We start from the raw sequence: 14,315 nt of genomic DNA, 5'->3' as shown, positions 1-14,315 counted from the left end.
AGCGCGATGAGATTTGGATGAATCGTCATCGCGCTTTAGGTCTTTGTTTGAGCATGATCTTTTCGGAAAACCGCTTCGCACTTTTCCGGATCATGCTCTAGCGCTGCCAGGCCGGCACCGGATCGAGCGGCGTGCGATAGAGCTCGTTGTGATCGCGATCGGTGACGCGCACCGCGCAACCCCTCTGCTGCAGCTCCGGCTTCACCTGCGACAGCTCGCAGGCCAATTGATCGGCGCGATCGGAGGCAACCTCGATGTCTTCGAGGATGATTCCACCCTGGTTTTTGAACTCTTCACCAACCACGAGATCGAAATAGTAGTAGGGCATCCGAATTCCCCGGTGTGACGATCTGAGCTTCAGTGCAAGTCTCAACAGATGTCGGATGGTACCACTGAGTCGATATCCACCGAATGGACAGCCCGCGCAATCTCTGGGCTTATGGCGCAGAAATGATGTGCAACGCGCGGGCTCGTTAAGAGTTTATTAAATATGACTGCGCGACGATAAGGCATCGAATTGCAGCAGAACCGGGCTCCGGGAACCGGCAGCTGCAAGAGAGGGCCGGCGGCATAGATCCCGACGGCCTTTTCTCTTGAGCGGAAAACGACCGAGCATCGCTTCCCGTAATCGCCCGGACTCAACGCATCACACCGACTCGGACAGCGTGCGTGCTGCCGCCGCGCTAGCGCAGCGGCATCGGCGGGCGCACGACAGGCCCGTCGTCATCGGCAACGGCTTGCGTCGTCGCAATGGGCGCTGCTGGCGGCGGGGCCGCGGTTGCCTGCGACGGTGGCGGGGGTGCAAACGGCGCGGGCGAAGAGGCCGGCATGTAGGTCCGTGTCACAGCCGGCTTGACGGGCGGCTTGGGCTTGTGAACCGGCGGCGCCGCAGGCTGCGGCGGGAGCGCAGCAGCGCGCGGGCGCGGATCGACCGGCCTCGTCTCGGCAGCCACCGGCTTCGGAGCAGCCGGCTTCGCCATCTCACGCGCCATCTGCTCCTGTCCGGCTTTCAACTCGGCGATGTTGGCCTTGAGCTGCTCGATCTGCTGCGCCATCGCGGCGAGATCGCGCGTCATCGATTGGACCGACTGCGCTGCGTCGACGGGCTGTGTTGCTGCAGGCGCGGCGGCGGCAACCTGAGCCGCGGGCGGCGTCGCAGATTGCTCGGCCGTTTGATCTGCTGTGGCGGCTTCCAGCGCCGGCGGTGCGGCCTGCGCGGCAACGGCCGGCGCGCTCTGCGATGTCGCAGGTAGCCACGATGGCAGCCACGATGTTGCAGGCAGCAACGAGGCCAGTGCCGGCCTCCATTCGGCGAGCATCTGCTTTGCTGTGTCGCCGTGCTTCTCCCAGGCGATGGTGGCGGCCACGCTCGTGCCCGCAAGCAGGAACGTGACGAACGCACCGCGCAGCCACCTGCCGATCGAGGATCGCTTTTGCCTGACAGGACCATCGCTGGACGTGACGCGGACAGGCGTGTCGACCGACGGTGCCGCGGCGGGCTTTCCGTAGACGACGTTGATGGCGGGCTCGGGCGCGCGCGGCGGCTCCAGAGTGAACTTCGGCTCCGGAGTAAACCTTGCCTCCGGACTAAACTTGGGCGCCGGACGCGGCGCGATCTCCGGCGCCAGCGCAGGCGACACGCTGGCTGGCCGAGAGGCCAGCACGATCTCCGGAGAGATCTGAAGCGCGTCGTGCGGATCGTTGTCCTTGATCGTGTCCTTCACGATCTCATCGACGATTTGCTTGGCGTTCAGCGTCGCGAGCATCGCAGCTCCTTTGAAGCCCAGTGTTTGGAAGCCCAGTGTTTGACGTCTAGGTCGTCCGCATTGGCGCGGCGCCGATCTGTCGAGGCGAGCCCATCTCGCCCCCATGGCGCACGAGTCCAGCCGGGTTTGACCAAAGCAAGGCGAGGGGATGGAGATGATGCGACAGTCTCTCGCCGTTTGTGGTGATGGAACCCGGTTTGTCGAACACGCGCAATTGTTCCGTCCTGCCTTGTTTTCAGCACGATTTGGGCAGCATGTGGCGATGCTGGGGGTGCTGCTATCCGCTATCGGGGGGCCGGCGGTGCCAAGATCTCTACTCGTTTTGTTCGTCGCAGCCTTGCTGCCGCTGGGCGGCTGCATGCAGACGACACTTTCGCCGTCGACGGATGCGAGCATGACGCCGCGCGACCGTCAGTTGCTCGCGCACACGCCTTACGCGCAGGCGAACGTGCCTGAGCAATATCTCCGCCATATCGTGGACTACCATCGCAAGGAGCAACCGGGCACGATCCTGGTCGATACCGATGCGCGCTACCTCTACTACGTGCTGCCCGAGGGCAAGGCGATCCGCTACGGCGTTGCGGTCGGTGAGGAAGCCATGGCGTTCTCCGGCGTCGCGCGGGTCGGCCGCTTGGCGGAATGGCCGGACTGGGTTCCGACAGCGGATATCCAGGCGCGGCTCGGCCCGTATCCGGCGCGCGTTCCCGGCGGTCCCGCCAATCCGCTGGGCGCGCGGGGCATCTATCTCTATGTCGGCAACAAGGACACGCTCTACCGCATCCACGGCACCAACCAGCCCGAATATATCGGGCAGGCGATCTCGTCCGGCTGCATCCGGATGCGCAACGAGGACGTCATCGATCTCTACGACCGGGTGAAGCTCAATTCGACGGTCGTGGTGCTGCCGCCCGGGCAGAACGCGCAGGCCGGACCAGGCGCGCGCTGGCGCGGGTGAAGGCTGCGCGACCGGTCAGTTCGAGCTTTGGTGCGTTGCTATGCGCTGCTACTCAGGCCGGGCGATCCGCCATTGCAGTGTCGTGGCATTGCCGTTGGCATCGCCCGGCGCTTTGTCGGCGGGCGAGGTGTAGAGCGGACGATAGCGGTACGCCCACATCTTGCTGCCGTCGTTGCAGTTGATCACGGTGAAGTCGCCGACGGCCCTGGCGTCGGCCGTCGCCGCCAGTGGAACCCAGCTCTCGGTGCACTTGCCGTTGCAGTTCGACGTCTTTCCGGTGGTGTCGCGCTCGTAATAATAGAGCGTCATGCCCTTGAGATCGACGAGCTTGGGACCCTGCTTGGTCAGGACCACCTTCGCCGGTGCTGTGGTCGCCTCGGGTTTCGGCGGGGGCGGGGCATCGCCGCCATGGCCGTTGGCGAGCGCGTGACCGGTCGAGAGCGCGATGGCCGCGGCCATGACGAGGAACCTGAACATCGGAAACTCCGCCCTGCAAAGTTAATCGCGCGTTAAGCGCCCAATGCGGCCGACGTTAGCAGCCGAAGGTTAGTTCCTGGTTTCGTGCACCGCGACAAATACGGACACGGTGCGAGATCAGACCTGCGCATCGCGTAGCGGGGCGCGGCTGAGCTCATTGCCGGCGGCGATGGCCTTGCGCAGCAGCCGCATCAGCTCCTCGCCCTCCTTCGCGCTGAGGCCACGCAGCATGATGCGCTGCGCAGATTCGACGGCGGGCGCGATCTTGCGCAGCTTGCGCCGGCCTTCGTCGGTGATCGCGAGCTCCCGCGCGCGGCGGTCGCGGCTGGAGGGGCGGCGCTCCGCGAGGCCCTTCTGGACGAGGCGATCGATCACGCCGGTGATGGTGGTGCGATCGTAGGCGATCAATCCTGCGAGCGTCACCTGGTCCAGCCCCGGATTGGCCTTGATGGTCGCGAGCGCGGCGTACTGCACCGGCGTGAGATCGAAGCCGGCGTCTCCGACCTCGGCCAGGAACACCGCGACCGCGATCTGCTGGAAGCGGCGCGCCAGGTGCCCGGGCATGTCGTTGTTGTCTTTCACCGAATCCTCCGGAAGCCGCAATGAGGTGCAGGCGTCGTTGACAAGTATACTGATAGTCAGCATACTGAGCAATATCCAAGCAGAAATTTGGCGGGAGAGGTGCTCATGCAATTCCATCTGAATGGATTTCAGCCGGGTGACCCTGAAATTGCCGATCCCGCCGCGCGCGTTCAGGCATCGGGGGCTGCGGGCGCCCTGCCTGACGAGGTCGATGTTCTCATCGTCGGCTGCGGGCCTGCCGGCCTGACGCTCGCCGCCCAGCTTGCGCAATTCCCTGAGATCAAGACCTGCATCGTCGAGCAGAAGCCGGACCGCCTGCTGGTTGGCCAGGCCGACGGCATCGCCTGCCGCACCATGGAGATGTTTCACGCCTATGGCTTCAGCGAGCGTGTGCTGAAGGAGGCCTGTTGGGTCAACGAGACGACGTTCTGGAAGCCGGATGAGCGGACGCCGGAGAAGATCACGCGCAGCGGCCGGGTGCAGGACGTCGAGGACGGGCTGTCGGAGTTCCCGCACGTCATCCTCAACCAGGCGCGCGTCCATGACTGCTTTCTCGACGTCATGCGCAAATCGCCGGCGAAGCTCGAGCCGTATTACAGCCGGCGCGTGCTTGATCTCCATGTCGATCCTGCCGCTGACGCCGCCGGTCATGCCGTGACCGTGCGCCTCGAATGTGTCGATGCCGCGAACGCGGGCAAGGTCGAGACGATCAGGGCGCGCTATGTCGTCGGCTGCGACGGCGCACGCAGCACGGTGCGCAAATCCATCGGTCGCGAGCTGCATGGCGATTCCGCCAACCACGCCTGGGGCGTGATGGACGTGCTGGCGGTGACGGATTTCCCTGATATCCGCTTCAAGTGCCTGATTCAGTCGGCCAAGGACGGCAGCCTGCTGATCATTCCACGTGAAGGCGGCTACATGGTCCGCATCTATGTCGAGCTCGCCAAGCTCGATGTCGGCGAGCGCGTTGCGAACCGCAACATCACCGCTGACGACGTGATCGCCAAGGCGCAGCGGATACTGAAGCCGCATACGCTCGACGTGAAGGAGATCGCCTGGTGGTCGGTCTACGAGATCGGCCAGCGCCTCACCGACAAGTTCGACGACGTGCCGGAGGCCGAGATCGATACGCGCCTGCCGCGCATCTTCATCGCCGGCGATGCCTGCCATACTCACAGCCCGAAGGCGGGGCAGGGCATGAACGTCTCGATGCAGGATGCCTTCAATCTCGGCTGGAAGCTCGCCGGCGTGCTGCGGAGGCAGTGTGCGCCGGGCTTGCTGCATTCCTATTCGGCGGAGCGCCAGGCGGTCGCGAAGGAGCTGATCGATTTCGACCGCGAGTGGGCGGGGATTCTCGCTTCCGCCGCCAAGACCGGCGGCGCCGATGCCGCCAAGACGCAGGACTATTTTGTCCAGCACGGACGCTACACTGCGGGCACGGCGACACATTACACGCCATCGGTCCTCACCGGCGCGGCCACGCATCAGCATCTCGCGGAAGGCCACGTCATCGGCAAGCGCTTCCATTCCGCGCCGGTGATCCGGCTGGCGGACGCCAAGCCGGTGCATCTCGGCCATGCCGCGCAGGCCGACGGCCGCTTCCGCATCTACGCGTTCTCGCCTGCGGAGGATCCTGCGGCTGCCGGATCGGCCATTCGCGCGCTGTGCAACTTCCTGACCGAGGCCCGGGAATCGCCGATGCGGCGAAACACGTCTGTTGGCGCAGACATCGACAGCATGATCGACCTGCGCGCCGTCTTCCAGCAGGATCATCGTGAGCTTGCCGTCGCCGCGATGCCACCGCTGCTGCTCCCGCGCAAGGGCCGCTATGGCTTGATCGACTACGAGAAGATGTTTTGTCCGGATCTCAAGGGCGGCCACGACGTCTTCGCAATGCGCGGCATCGATCGAAAAGCCGGCTGCATGGTCGTGGTCCGCCCGGATCAGTATGTCGCGACCGTGCTGCCGCTCGATGATTATGCTGGGCTTGCGTCGTACTTCGGCCGCTTCATGATGACGGTGGGCTGACGCCGAGCGGCGCCGCTTGCTGCTGCGATGAACGGCGGATGAATATTGAACCCGCCGTGCGGGCGTGCAGCTCTGTCTTTCGTTTGATGCGGCCGCCGCGCGAGGAACGCCCGTTCCGCTTGCGCGTTCCGACTCGGAAGAGGAGGAATACGCCATGAAATTGAGAAGCATTCTGGTTGCCGCATTGTTGCTTGCCCCGACGGCCGTGCTGGCCGCGCCGGGCATCGTCACCGTCTCGACCGGCCTGCGTGCCGGGCCGGGCACGGGTTTTCCCCTGGTCGATCGCATCCCCGGTGGCGCCCGCGTCAACATCCATGGCTGCCTGCGCGGCAATGCCTGGTGCGACGTCAGCTTCTCCGACGATCGCGGCTGGGTGTCGTCGCAATATCTCGAATATCTCTACCGCAAGCGCTACGTCTATCTCCCCGACTATGTCGACGTGATCGATGTGCCCGTCGTCCCGTTCGTGCTGACCTCGTACTGGTCGAGCTATTATGAGGGGCGGCCCTGGTATCGCCGCCACGCTTACTGGAATAATTACTGGACCTCGCATCAGCGCTTCGCGACGCGGATGACGGTCGACCCGGGCGTAGCCCGTATCGGTCGTGCAGCGACGCGTGACGCCGCAATCGCGCTGGAACGCGAAGGCGTGCGTGGCAAGGGGGCCGCCGCGATCTCGGGACGTGACGCTGCGATCACGAAGCGTGACGCTGCGATCACGAAACGCGACGCTGCCGTTGCCGCCGACCGGACGCGTGCCGGACGGAGCGAGCGCCCCGCGCATGAGCCGACCAATGTGCAGACTCGCAATCCGCGCGATGCTCAGGCACGCATGATACACGAGCAGGCCGCGAGCCGCGCTGCGGCGCGTGCCCAGCCGATGGCGCGTGCGCACGAAGCACCGCGTGTGTCGACCGCACCTGCCGCACGGCCTGCGACGCCGCATGTCGCGCAGCCCAAGGTGAGCCACGGTGCGCCGATGAATGCGCGCGCGCAGATGCCGGCACCGCGCGCGGCCGCACCTGCCATGTCACATCCCGGCGGCGGTGGTGCTCCGCACGTCAATGCCGCGCCACGTAGCGGCGGCGCCCCGGCCGGCGGCCCCGGAGGCGGCCACCAGAAGCACTAGCCTTCACTGGAAAGCCCGGCCTTCGTGCCGGGCTTTCTGCTTCGGCGCGGCCTCAAGTTCCGTGCGCGTACAATTTAAGAAAGTTCTTCGCGGGCAGATTTCATCGATCGTAATATGTCTACCCAAAGCTGTAGGCATCCACTCGGGGCAGCGGGGCGCCGGAGGATGATGATGAGACAGAGCCAAGCGGAGACGCGCCGTCAGCAAAATGTCGCGAAGCGGTCGATGACCAAGGAGGCCAAGCAGCTGGCCGGCCTGATTGCCGGACTGCGCAAATCCCTCGATGGAATTCACAAGGAGCGGATGAGTAAGAAGCTGACCGGCGCCGAGATGGGCATGCTCGACGAGCGCCGCAACAATCTGCTGCTCACCATTGCAGCCCTCGATGACCGCCTCTCGGCGGTGCAGGGCCTGATCAATCTCGGCCGCCCCCATATTATCCGCGTGCACTGAAGCGCGATGAGATTTGGATAAATCGTCATCGCGCTTTAGGTTGTTTTTGCGCATGACCTTTCCGGAAAACCGCTCCGCACTTTGCGCTGACGCGGCCCTTCGGGTCCGGATCGGCGCCGATCCGACGCAGCAGGATCGGCTCCGTTGCCAATGGCACGGGGCCGGCAAAGCCGCCTGCGGATGGCACCAAATTGCCACGCTCCCGGCGAATTGCCGCCAAAGCCCGCTGCCACGAGGAGGCCGGGTGCAGGGCGACGCAAGGGGATGCGAATTGGCCTACAAGATGGTCGCAGAACGCGACAACGAGAAGTACAGTTTCGCCCGCGAGAGCCGGCTGCTCATCGTGGCGAAGGCGAAAGTGTGGGCGAGCGAGGGATGGCGGGTCGTCATCACCGACCAGGACGGCAAGGCCTACGCGCCGCCCGAATTCGATCAGCTGTCCGCAGCCTGATCGCACGACGGGGCGAGGGGGACGACATTTGACGTCGCTGTTTCGACCGGGGCGCGAGCTGACCGCGCCCCTGATGATTCTGGCAGCCGTAGTGCTGACGGCGCCGGCCGCCGTCGCGCAAAATCTCGACGCCGGCAAATCGCCCGCGAAGCTCTTCGCTGAAGGCTGCGCGACCTGCCACCGCAGCCCACGCGGCCTCGCCAAGGGCCGCTTCAGCCTGACGCTGTCCTGGTTCCTGAAGGACCACTACGCGACCAGTTCCGACTCGGCCAAGGCACTCGCCGCCTACCTGGAGTCGGTCGATGGGCCGCCGCCCCGGGCCGCAGCCAAGCCCGGTGCAAAGGCGCCCCGTTCTGCGCCGCGTCCGCCCAAGCCGGTGCAGAGCCAATAACCGCGCGCCGGGGCGGCATCAACGCACCGTGGTCTCCGAGAACAGGTTGATGATCACGACCCCGGATACGATCAGCGCGATGCCGACGAAGGCTGCGGCGTCCAGTATCTGGCGGAACAGCACGAACGAGACGGTGGCGGTCAGGATGATGCCGACGCCGCCCCAGATCGCATAGGCGATGCTCAACGGGATGACCCGGATCGCCACCGACAGCGCGTAGAACGAGGCGACGTAGAACAGCACCATCGCCAGCGTCGGCCAGGGACGGGTGAACTGCGCGGATTGCTGCAGCAACGCCGACGCTGTGACCTCGAACACGATGGCGAGGGCGAGAGCTGCGTAGGCATTGAAGGCGGAGGTCATGAGCCTCTCGGCGTAAGAAAGAGACCGCGTGGGACGGGCTTTTTGCCGCGAGCCGATATCATGTGTCGGTGACGAACCTGCGACATCATTCATGCGGCCGGGACCCGTTGCCCTGGGTCGAGGCAACACGATGCCGCCGCGCAATGAATCGTGCGGCGGCATGCGGCGCTAGCTGATTCGCACGGACAGCTCGACGTCGTCGGCGAAGGCCGTCGACATGTAGCCGCTGCCGGGCGCGCGCACCCGCGCCAGATAGTCGGGGCTGTCGTCGGCATTGTCGGCGACGATGATCGCGCCCGGCCGGAGATGGCCTTCGACCAGATCCAGGATCTCAGGGTAGAGCGCTTTGGCGCCGTCGAGCAGCACGAGATCGATCGTATCGGGCAGATCGGTGCTGAGCGTCCTCAGCGCATCGCCTTTGCGGATTTCGACGAGATCGATCAGGCCGCCGGCCGAGAGGTTGTCGCGCGCCCGCGCCGCCTTGGACGGCTCGAATTCGCTGGTGATGAGACGGCCGCCGCCATTGTCGCGCAAGGCTGCGGCAAGGTGCAGCGTCGAGATGCCGAATGAGGTGCCGAACTCCACGATGGACCGGGCGCGCGAGCTGCGCGCCAGCATGTAGAGCAGCGCTCCGGTTTCGCGCGAGACCGCGAGCGGCGCGTCCTTCAGGCGTCCGTAGAGGTCGCGATATTCGGTCTTGCTCCGCATCATCCGCGCCCGGTCCGCGTCGGACAGATCTGCGACGGCGGCTTGCGTTGCGCCGCTTGCTGCGTCGGCTTCACCGAACAGGCGATCCAGCAGCGGCGCAAGCGATGTGATGGTCGGAAAGGTCATTCGAAGTCTCCAGGGTCGGCGAAGAAGCGCGTGCTTGCGCGCCGGCTGAAATACGACTAATTCGTCGCATTTCCTATTCGCATTGCCCAAGTGAGCCATGGCCGACCGTCGAAGCCGTTCAATTTCTTCACGAAAACAGCCGCAACAGGCCCGCTCGACGGAGCTGGTGGCGGCCATTCTGGATGCGGCTGTTCAGGTCCTGGCGAAGGAGGGCGCGCAGCGTTTCACCACGGCGCGGGTGGCGGAGCGGGCCGGGGTGAGCGTCGGGTCGCTCTATCAATATTTTCCGAACAAGGCCGCGATCCTGTTTCGTCTGCAGAGCGACGAGTGGCGGCGCACCAGCGAGCTGCTGCGCGGCATCCTCGCCGATCAGGCCAAGCCGCCACCGGCGCGGCTGCGCGCGCTGGTCCATGCTTTCATCCGCTCCGAGTGCGAGGAGGCTGCGATCCGCACGGCTCTCAATGACGCCGCGCCGCTCTATCGCGACGCGCCCGAAGCGCACGCGGCGCGGGCGGCCGGCAGGGGCATCGTCGATGCCTTCATGCGGGAGGCGCTGCCAAGAGCCTCGGATGCGACGCGGAGCCTCGCCGGCGAACTTATCACGACGACGCTCAGCGAGGTCGGCAAGCGATTTTCGGAAACACCGCGCAGCGAGGCCGAGATTGCGCGTCACGCCGACGGTTTGGCCGATATGTTCTGCGCCTATCTCGGAGAGCTTGCACGACGTTGAAGCGCGAGACCGGCCTGTAGCCCGGATGGAGCGAAAAGCGAAATCCGGGGTTCTGTGTTGCGACAAGAGTCTCGGATTACGCGTGCGCTCCATCCGGGCTACTCTTGCCACCCTCTGTGTTTGACTCTACGGACCTCTCTCATGCTCGTCATCTCCATTCAAAGCCAGGTGGTCCACGGCCATGTCGGCAACAGCGCGGCTGCCTACGCCATGCAGGCGGAGGGCGTGAACGTCGCCGCGGTGCCGACGACGCTGCTATCCAACCATCCGCGCTATCCGAGCCTGCGTGGGCGGGTGCTGGAGACCGAGCTCGTCGCCGATCTCCTGAAGGGCGTGGAGGAGCGCGGTCTCGTCGACGAGGCGGCCGTGCTCGTGACCGGCTATCTCGGCTCGCCCGGCAATGCCGCCGTGATCGCCGATTTCGTCGAACGGGCGCGCACGCGGAATGCGAAGCTCGTCTATCTCTGCGACCCTGTAATCGGCGACGACGGCCGCGTCTATGTCGCGGACGGCATTTTGGACGTTGTCCGGCACCGGCTGCTGCCGGCGGCGAGCCTCACGACGCCGAACCAGTTCGAGCTCGAGCTGCTCTCGGGAGTCACGATCGCCGATGCCCAGGGCCTGAGTGCGGCGTGCGCGGTGCTGGCAGGGGCGGGACGCACCGACGTCGTCGCCACCGGCTGCATCCTCGCTGACACAGTGGCGGGGCAAGTGGAGACGATCCTGTGCGCCGACGGGCGATTGTCGCGCTTTGCGACATCGCGCCTGCCGATCCGCCCCTATGGCACCGGCGACCTCCTCACCGGCCTGATCGCGGCGAGCCTGGCCAAGGGCGAAGCGATGGAGTCGGCCGTACGGCTTGCAGTCGACACGATCTTTGCAGTGCTGCTGCGCACACAGCAAGCCGGCTCCGCCGAGATGCGGCTTGTGCCGTTGCCGATGCTCGGACGCAAGCCGTAACCGGTCAGGTTGCGCGCTTGGTGGCGGACTGCGCCGATTTCTGCGGCTTGGCCGGGTTCTTCTGCTCGCCCGCGGCGTGTGCCTTCGGCGCCTTGGGCGGCTTGGCGCTGGCGACAGCCCGCGGCTTCTTCGGCTTGGCGCTGGCAACTTCCTTGCGATCGGAGGTGCCGCGCTTCGAGATGTATTCCTTGCCGTCAATCGGGCCGACATGCGGCGGATCGCGGCCGAGATAGGGACGGCCGATGCCGAACGCCTTGCCGTTGGCGTCGACCCACTTCCACAGGATCTCGGTCGAGACCCAGCGCTGCGCTCGGTTATTGCCCTGGGTGCTGACGATGTCGGCCGCCATGCCGTGACCATATCCGCCGCGCGTGCTGCCGCCATGATAGGAACGGTCGGAGGCAGCCTTCAGGCCGCTCGCGATCGACTGGCGGTAATCGTCGCGGAATGCGCTGGTGATGCCCGGCGACAGGCCGGCGGCTTCGGCCGCGAGGAGCGTGCGGAACAGCTTCTGCTTGAAACTCTTGTCCATGCCGCCGATGACGTAGTCCATCATCGACATGCCGGCGCGCTCGGCTGCCTTCGGATCCTTCCAGGTGAAGTCCTGATCGACCAGCTTCGTGAAGCTGCGCATCACGGTGACGGTCTTGCCCTTGCGCTTGATGGTGACGGCGCGCCGCTCCTGAACCTTGATCGTGTCCTCTTTCGCGGTGCGCTGATAGAGCGCCCAGAGATACCGGTCGATGCAGGCATCCATGACGAAGCATTCGTCGAGCACGGCCACGGTGTCGGCAGATGGTGACGCGCTGCTCGCAGGCGCGACGGGGCCGCTCGCGATCGCCGCGGGGGACAGTGCGTCCGTCGTCACGATCTCGGCGGGATCTGCCGATGCGAGCTTGACGGGCTCCGGCGCAGGGGCAGCCTCGCTGATGATAGACTCCGGTTCAGGCGAAATCTGCGGCGCGGGCGCCGCCTCCGTCGGCAGGATCTGCACTGGGTCGGCCGAGGCGAGCTTGACGGTGGAGGCGGGCTCCTCGGGCGTTGTTGCCTGCGCTGTCTCCGCCGGGGCAGGCGCCGCAGCGACGGCGGCGGCGATGTCGGCGGTCAAGGCGAGGCCGTCCTCGATGGTCGCAGCGCGCGGCACATCGGCGAGGTCGAGGCGGCCGAGATCCTCGGCGCGATCCTTGGCGCGATCCTTGGCGCGCGAGACGGCAGCTGCATTGGCGCCGCTGTTCTCGATCAGGGCAGGCGCATAGGCGGAGAGAGAAAACGCCAACCAGGCGGCGAGAACGGCCGAGGGACACGACACCGCCACCAGAAGAGACCGCCGATCGTTCATGATCCCTGCCTCCAAACGGTTCTGTTCGAACCATCCTGTCCGAACAGTCATGATGCAAACAGTCTTGACGAAAGAGTCTTGCACGGAAAGGCACGCAGTCCGGCGATTGTTCGGGCGACGGTGTGGCGGCGCAATGGCGCAAATCGGCGGATGCAGGCTTTTCGAGGCGAGTGTTGCCGAGCTGCAACGCGAGTTCCATGACGGTTCCAGCATGCCGCCGGTGCGAGAACGACCGCAAATGCAGCATTATCGTCAACTTGCAGCGATTGCATTTACGCAATCTTGGATTGTGGTCATGCATTTCTCTCGTGCCGGCAATCTCCGGTAGAGTGGGAAGGACGTCGCCTGTGAAATTGAAATGCATATTGGCCGAATTCGCCGCCGATGAATCCGGCGCCACCGCGATCGAATACGGCCTGATCGCAGCCGGAATCGCGCTCGCCATCATCGAGGTCATCTACGCTCTCGGCACCGATCTCGTCGCAAAGCTGCAATCGCTGGCGACGGCGCTGAAATAGGCTCCTGCATTCTCCGCCTCGCGTCATGGACGCGCAGCGCCGCTGCGCTTGCAATGACAGGAATGCGTTCTGTTGCATCGCTCAACTCTTCGCTGCTTGACGCGATGTTTTGCCCCGACTCCCTGCCGCAACTTTGCGGCGGCTGGAGCGTTGGAGGCGCCATGACACATTCCTCGCTTCGTCCTATGACCGACTTCGATCCCACCGAGCCCGCCATCCTGCACGATCGTCTTTCGGACACGATCATCACCTGGACCGCCGATCAGGCCGATGACTACCGGCGTGCCAGTCGACCCGCCGCGGATGGAACCGTGGCCTGGAAGACCTACCTCTTCGATGGCTGGGGCAATGTGCTCGGTGGCTGAGCACCGCCCATGGAAGCGCCATGTCGCAGTCGGCGCGATTCGTCCAAGGCTTTGTACACATTAGGCATATCGTCATGCATCGCGCGCGCTGTTGCGATGCAACAATGCATGTCGCATTGCAGCAAAACGCGCCTAAATATGCTCCGACTCTCACCTTTGGAGCATCACCAATGAACAAGAAGACTTTGTCGATCGTCGCCGCCATCCTGACGATCGCGGGCGGTACCGCGGCCGTCGCCGCCGAGCTGCCGACCTATCAGGCCAACGGTTTCCCGGCCTCCCCCATGCAGGTGCGCGTGCTCGGTGCTGCGCATGTCGAGCAACAGGTCGCCGCGCCCACCACGGTCGCCTCGGCTCACCAGGCGAAGGTGCTCAGCCCGCGCAAGGTGAAGACCGCGGACGTCACCACGGGCGCGGCCCGCTGAGCTGATATCGCGTGAAGGCAGGTGGGTTCCGCGGAAAGGCGGGATCCACTGCCTCACTTGCCTCTTCGAGGTCGATGCACCGCGCGTGAAGAAGCGGCCGTCATAACGAGGATCGCGGCGCGGCCGCGCGGCGGCAAAGCGGGCGCGAGCTAGGCCTTCCTCACGAACTCCGATTTCAGATTCATCGCGCCGATGCCGTCGATCTTGCAGGCGATGTTGTGGCCGTCGGTGGCATCCTGCAGGCGGATGTTGCGCACCTTGGTGCCGCCTTTGACGACCGAGGACGAGCCCTTGATCTTGAGATCCTTGATCACGATGACGCTGTCGCCGTCGGCGAGCACATTGCCGTTGGCATCGCGTACGCCGGCATCCTGCGCCGTGTCTGCGGCCGCTTCCGCCGCGCCGCTCCATTCATGGCCGCATTCCGGGCAGACCCAGAGATCGCGGTCCTGGTAGGCGTGCTCGGAGTTGCAGGTCGGGCATTTCATCGTGTCGGTCATGATGGGTCTCGTCTCGCGGTTCGTTCGCGGCGCGACCGTAGAGGCCGGG

At 65.2% G+C, this 14,315-nt stretch carries 19 protein-coding genes; 11 read left to right on the top strand and 8 right to left on the bottom strand.

The window, feature by feature from the left end; translation table 11 throughout:
- Positions 1-97: 97 nt before the first annotated feature.
- Positions 98-328 carry a DUF6894 family protein gene (locus JQ566_RS31050; RefSeq protein ID WP_212379479.1) on the bottom strand — a complete coding sequence of 77 codons (231 nt, stop codon included), beginning with the start codon at positions 326-328 and terminating at the stop codon, positions 98-100.
- A gap of 355 nt (positions 329-683) precedes the next feature.
- Positions 684-1,766 carry a hypothetical protein gene (locus JQ566_RS31045; protein ID WP_212379477.1) on the bottom strand — a complete coding sequence of 361 codons (1,083 nt, stop codon included), beginning with the start codon at positions 1,764-1,766 and terminating at the stop codon, positions 684-686.
- Between the two features lie 358 nt (positions 1,767-2,124).
- Here JQ566_RS31045 and JQ566_RS31040 point away from each other — a divergent pair, with 358 nt between their 5' ends.
- Positions 2,125-2,721 (top strand): L,D-transpeptidase, encoded by a 597-nt coding sequence (locus JQ566_RS31040; protein ID WP_249139906.1) that lies wholly within the window; start codon positions 2,125-2,127, stop codon positions 2,719-2,721.
- 48 nt (positions 2,722-2,769) lie between these two features.
- Here JQ566_RS31040 and JQ566_RS31035 read toward each other — a convergent pair whose 3' ends face one another.
- Positions 2,770-3,198 (bottom strand): COG4315 family predicted lipoprotein, encoded by a 429-nt coding sequence (locus JQ566_RS31035; protein ID WP_212379473.1) that lies wholly within the window; start codon positions 3,196-3,198, stop codon positions 2,770-2,772.
- 117 nt (positions 3,199-3,315) lie between these two features.
- A complete protein-coding gene (locus tag JQ566_RS31030; RefSeq protein ID WP_212379471.1) occupies positions 3,316-3,780 on the bottom strand; it encodes a MarR family winged helix-turn-helix transcriptional regulator in 465 nt (154 codons plus the stop codon).
- Positions 3,781-3,885: 105 nt separating this feature from the next.
- On the opposite strand from JQ566_RS31030, the gene JQ566_RS31025 reads away from it, so the two are divergent.
- The 5 genes from JQ566_RS31025 (at position 3,886) to JQ566_RS31005 (ending at position 8,232) form a co-directional block, all read left to right on the top strand.
- Positions 3,886-5,808: an FAD-binding monooxygenase gene (locus JQ566_RS31025; RefSeq protein ID WP_212379469.1), complete on the top strand. Its 1,923-nt coding sequence runs from the start codon at positions 3,886-3,888 to the stop codon at positions 5,806-5,808.
- 154 nt (positions 5,809-5,962) lie between these two features.
- Complete coding sequence (locus JQ566_RS31020; protein ID WP_212379467.1) at positions 5,963-6,937, top strand: SH3 domain-containing protein; 975 nt, start codon at positions 5,963-5,965, stop codon at positions 6,935-6,937.
- Between the two features lie 171 nt (positions 6,938-7,108).
- A complete protein-coding gene (locus JQ566_RS31015) occupies positions 7,109-7,390 on the top strand; it encodes a hypothetical protein (RefSeq protein WP_212379465.1) in 282 nt (93 codons plus the stop codon).
- 244 nt (positions 7,391-7,634) lie between these two features.
- On the top strand, positions 7,635-7,841 hold the full coding sequence (locus JQ566_RS31010) for a hypothetical protein (RefSeq protein ID WP_018322958.1): 207 nt from the start codon (positions 7,635-7,637) through the stop codon (positions 7,839-7,841).
- Between the two features lie 73 nt (positions 7,842-7,914).
- On the top strand, positions 7,915-8,232 hold the full coding sequence (locus tag JQ566_RS31005; RefSeq protein WP_212379487.1) for a hypothetical protein: 318 nt from the start codon (positions 7,915-7,917) through the stop codon (positions 8,230-8,232).
- Between the two features lie 18 nt (positions 8,233-8,250).
- On the opposite strand, the gene JQ566_RS31000 is transcribed toward JQ566_RS31005, so the two are convergent.
- Both JQ566_RS31000 and JQ566_RS30995 read right to left on the bottom strand, forming a co-directional pair.
- Positions 8,251-8,595, bottom strand: a complete 345-nt coding sequence (locus tag JQ566_RS31000) for a DMT family transporter (protein WP_027572205.1) — start codon at positions 8,593-8,595, stop codon at positions 8,251-8,253.
- A gap of 168 nt (positions 8,596-8,763) precedes the next feature.
- Positions 8,764-9,429: an O-methyltransferase gene (locus JQ566_RS30995; RefSeq protein ID WP_212379463.1), complete on the bottom strand. Its 666-nt coding sequence runs from the start codon at positions 9,427-9,429 to the stop codon at positions 8,764-8,766.
- A gap of 97 nt (positions 9,430-9,526) precedes the next feature.
- Between JQ566_RS30995 and JQ566_RS30990 the strand changes: the two genes are divergently transcribed.
- Both JQ566_RS30990 and pdxY read left to right on the top strand, forming a co-directional pair.
- Entirely contained in the window at positions 9,527-10,159 is a 633-nt protein-coding gene (locus JQ566_RS30990; RefSeq protein ID WP_212379461.1) for a TetR/AcrR family transcriptional regulator, read from the top strand.
- Positions 10,160-10,300: 141 nt separating this feature from the next.
- Entirely contained in the window at positions 10,301-11,119 is an 819-nt protein-coding gene (gene pdxY / locus JQ566_RS30985; protein ID WP_212379459.1) for a pyridoxal kinase, read from the top strand.
- A gap of 4 nt (positions 11,120-11,123) precedes the next feature.
- Here the strand turns inward: pdxY and JQ566_RS30980 are convergent, their stop codons facing one another.
- Entirely contained in the window at positions 11,124-12,458 is a 1,335-nt protein-coding gene (locus JQ566_RS30980; protein ID WP_212379457.1) for a hypothetical protein, read from the bottom strand.
- Between the two features lie 347 nt (positions 12,459-12,805).
- Between JQ566_RS30980 and JQ566_RS30975 the strand changes: the two genes are divergently transcribed.
- The 3 genes from JQ566_RS30975 to JQ566_RS30965 all read left to right on the top strand — a co-directional run bounded on the left by JQ566_RS30975 (position 12,806) and on the right by JQ566_RS30965 (position 13,766).
- The gene (locus JQ566_RS30975; protein WP_212379455.1) at positions 12,806-12,976 is read left to right on the top strand and encodes a Flp family type IVb pilin; all 171 of its coding nucleotides are present in this window, start codon (positions 12,806-12,808) and stop codon (positions 12,974-12,976) included.
- 185 nt (positions 12,977-13,161) lie between these two features.
- Positions 13,162-13,341 carry a hypothetical protein gene (locus tag JQ566_RS30970; RefSeq protein ID WP_249139904.1) on the top strand — a complete coding sequence of 60 codons (180 nt, stop codon included), beginning with the start codon at positions 13,162-13,164 and terminating at the stop codon, positions 13,339-13,341.
- 170 nt (positions 13,342-13,511) lie between these two features.
- On the top strand, positions 13,512-13,766 hold the full coding sequence (locus JQ566_RS30965) for a hypothetical protein (protein ID WP_212379453.1): 255 nt from the start codon (positions 13,512-13,514) through the stop codon (positions 13,764-13,766).
- Positions 13,767-13,915: 149 nt separating this feature from the next.
- Here the strand turns inward: JQ566_RS30965 and JQ566_RS30960 are convergent, their stop codons facing one another.
- Positions 13,916-14,266 (bottom strand): zinc ribbon domain-containing protein YjdM, encoded by a 351-nt coding sequence (locus JQ566_RS30960; protein WP_212379451.1) that lies wholly within the window; start codon positions 14,264-14,266, stop codon positions 13,916-13,918.
- Between the last annotated feature and the right edge of the window lie 49 nt (positions 14,267-14,315).

It is taken from the genome of Bradyrhizobium sp. SZCCT0231, assembly GCF_018130245.1.
Lineage (GTDB): Bacteria > Pseudomonadota > Alphaproteobacteria > Rhizobiales > Xanthobacteraceae > Bradyrhizobium > Bradyrhizobium japonicum_F.
The sequence above is the reverse complement of the archived record's forward strand: the minus strand, read 5'-3'. Positions and strand labels throughout refer to the sequence as shown.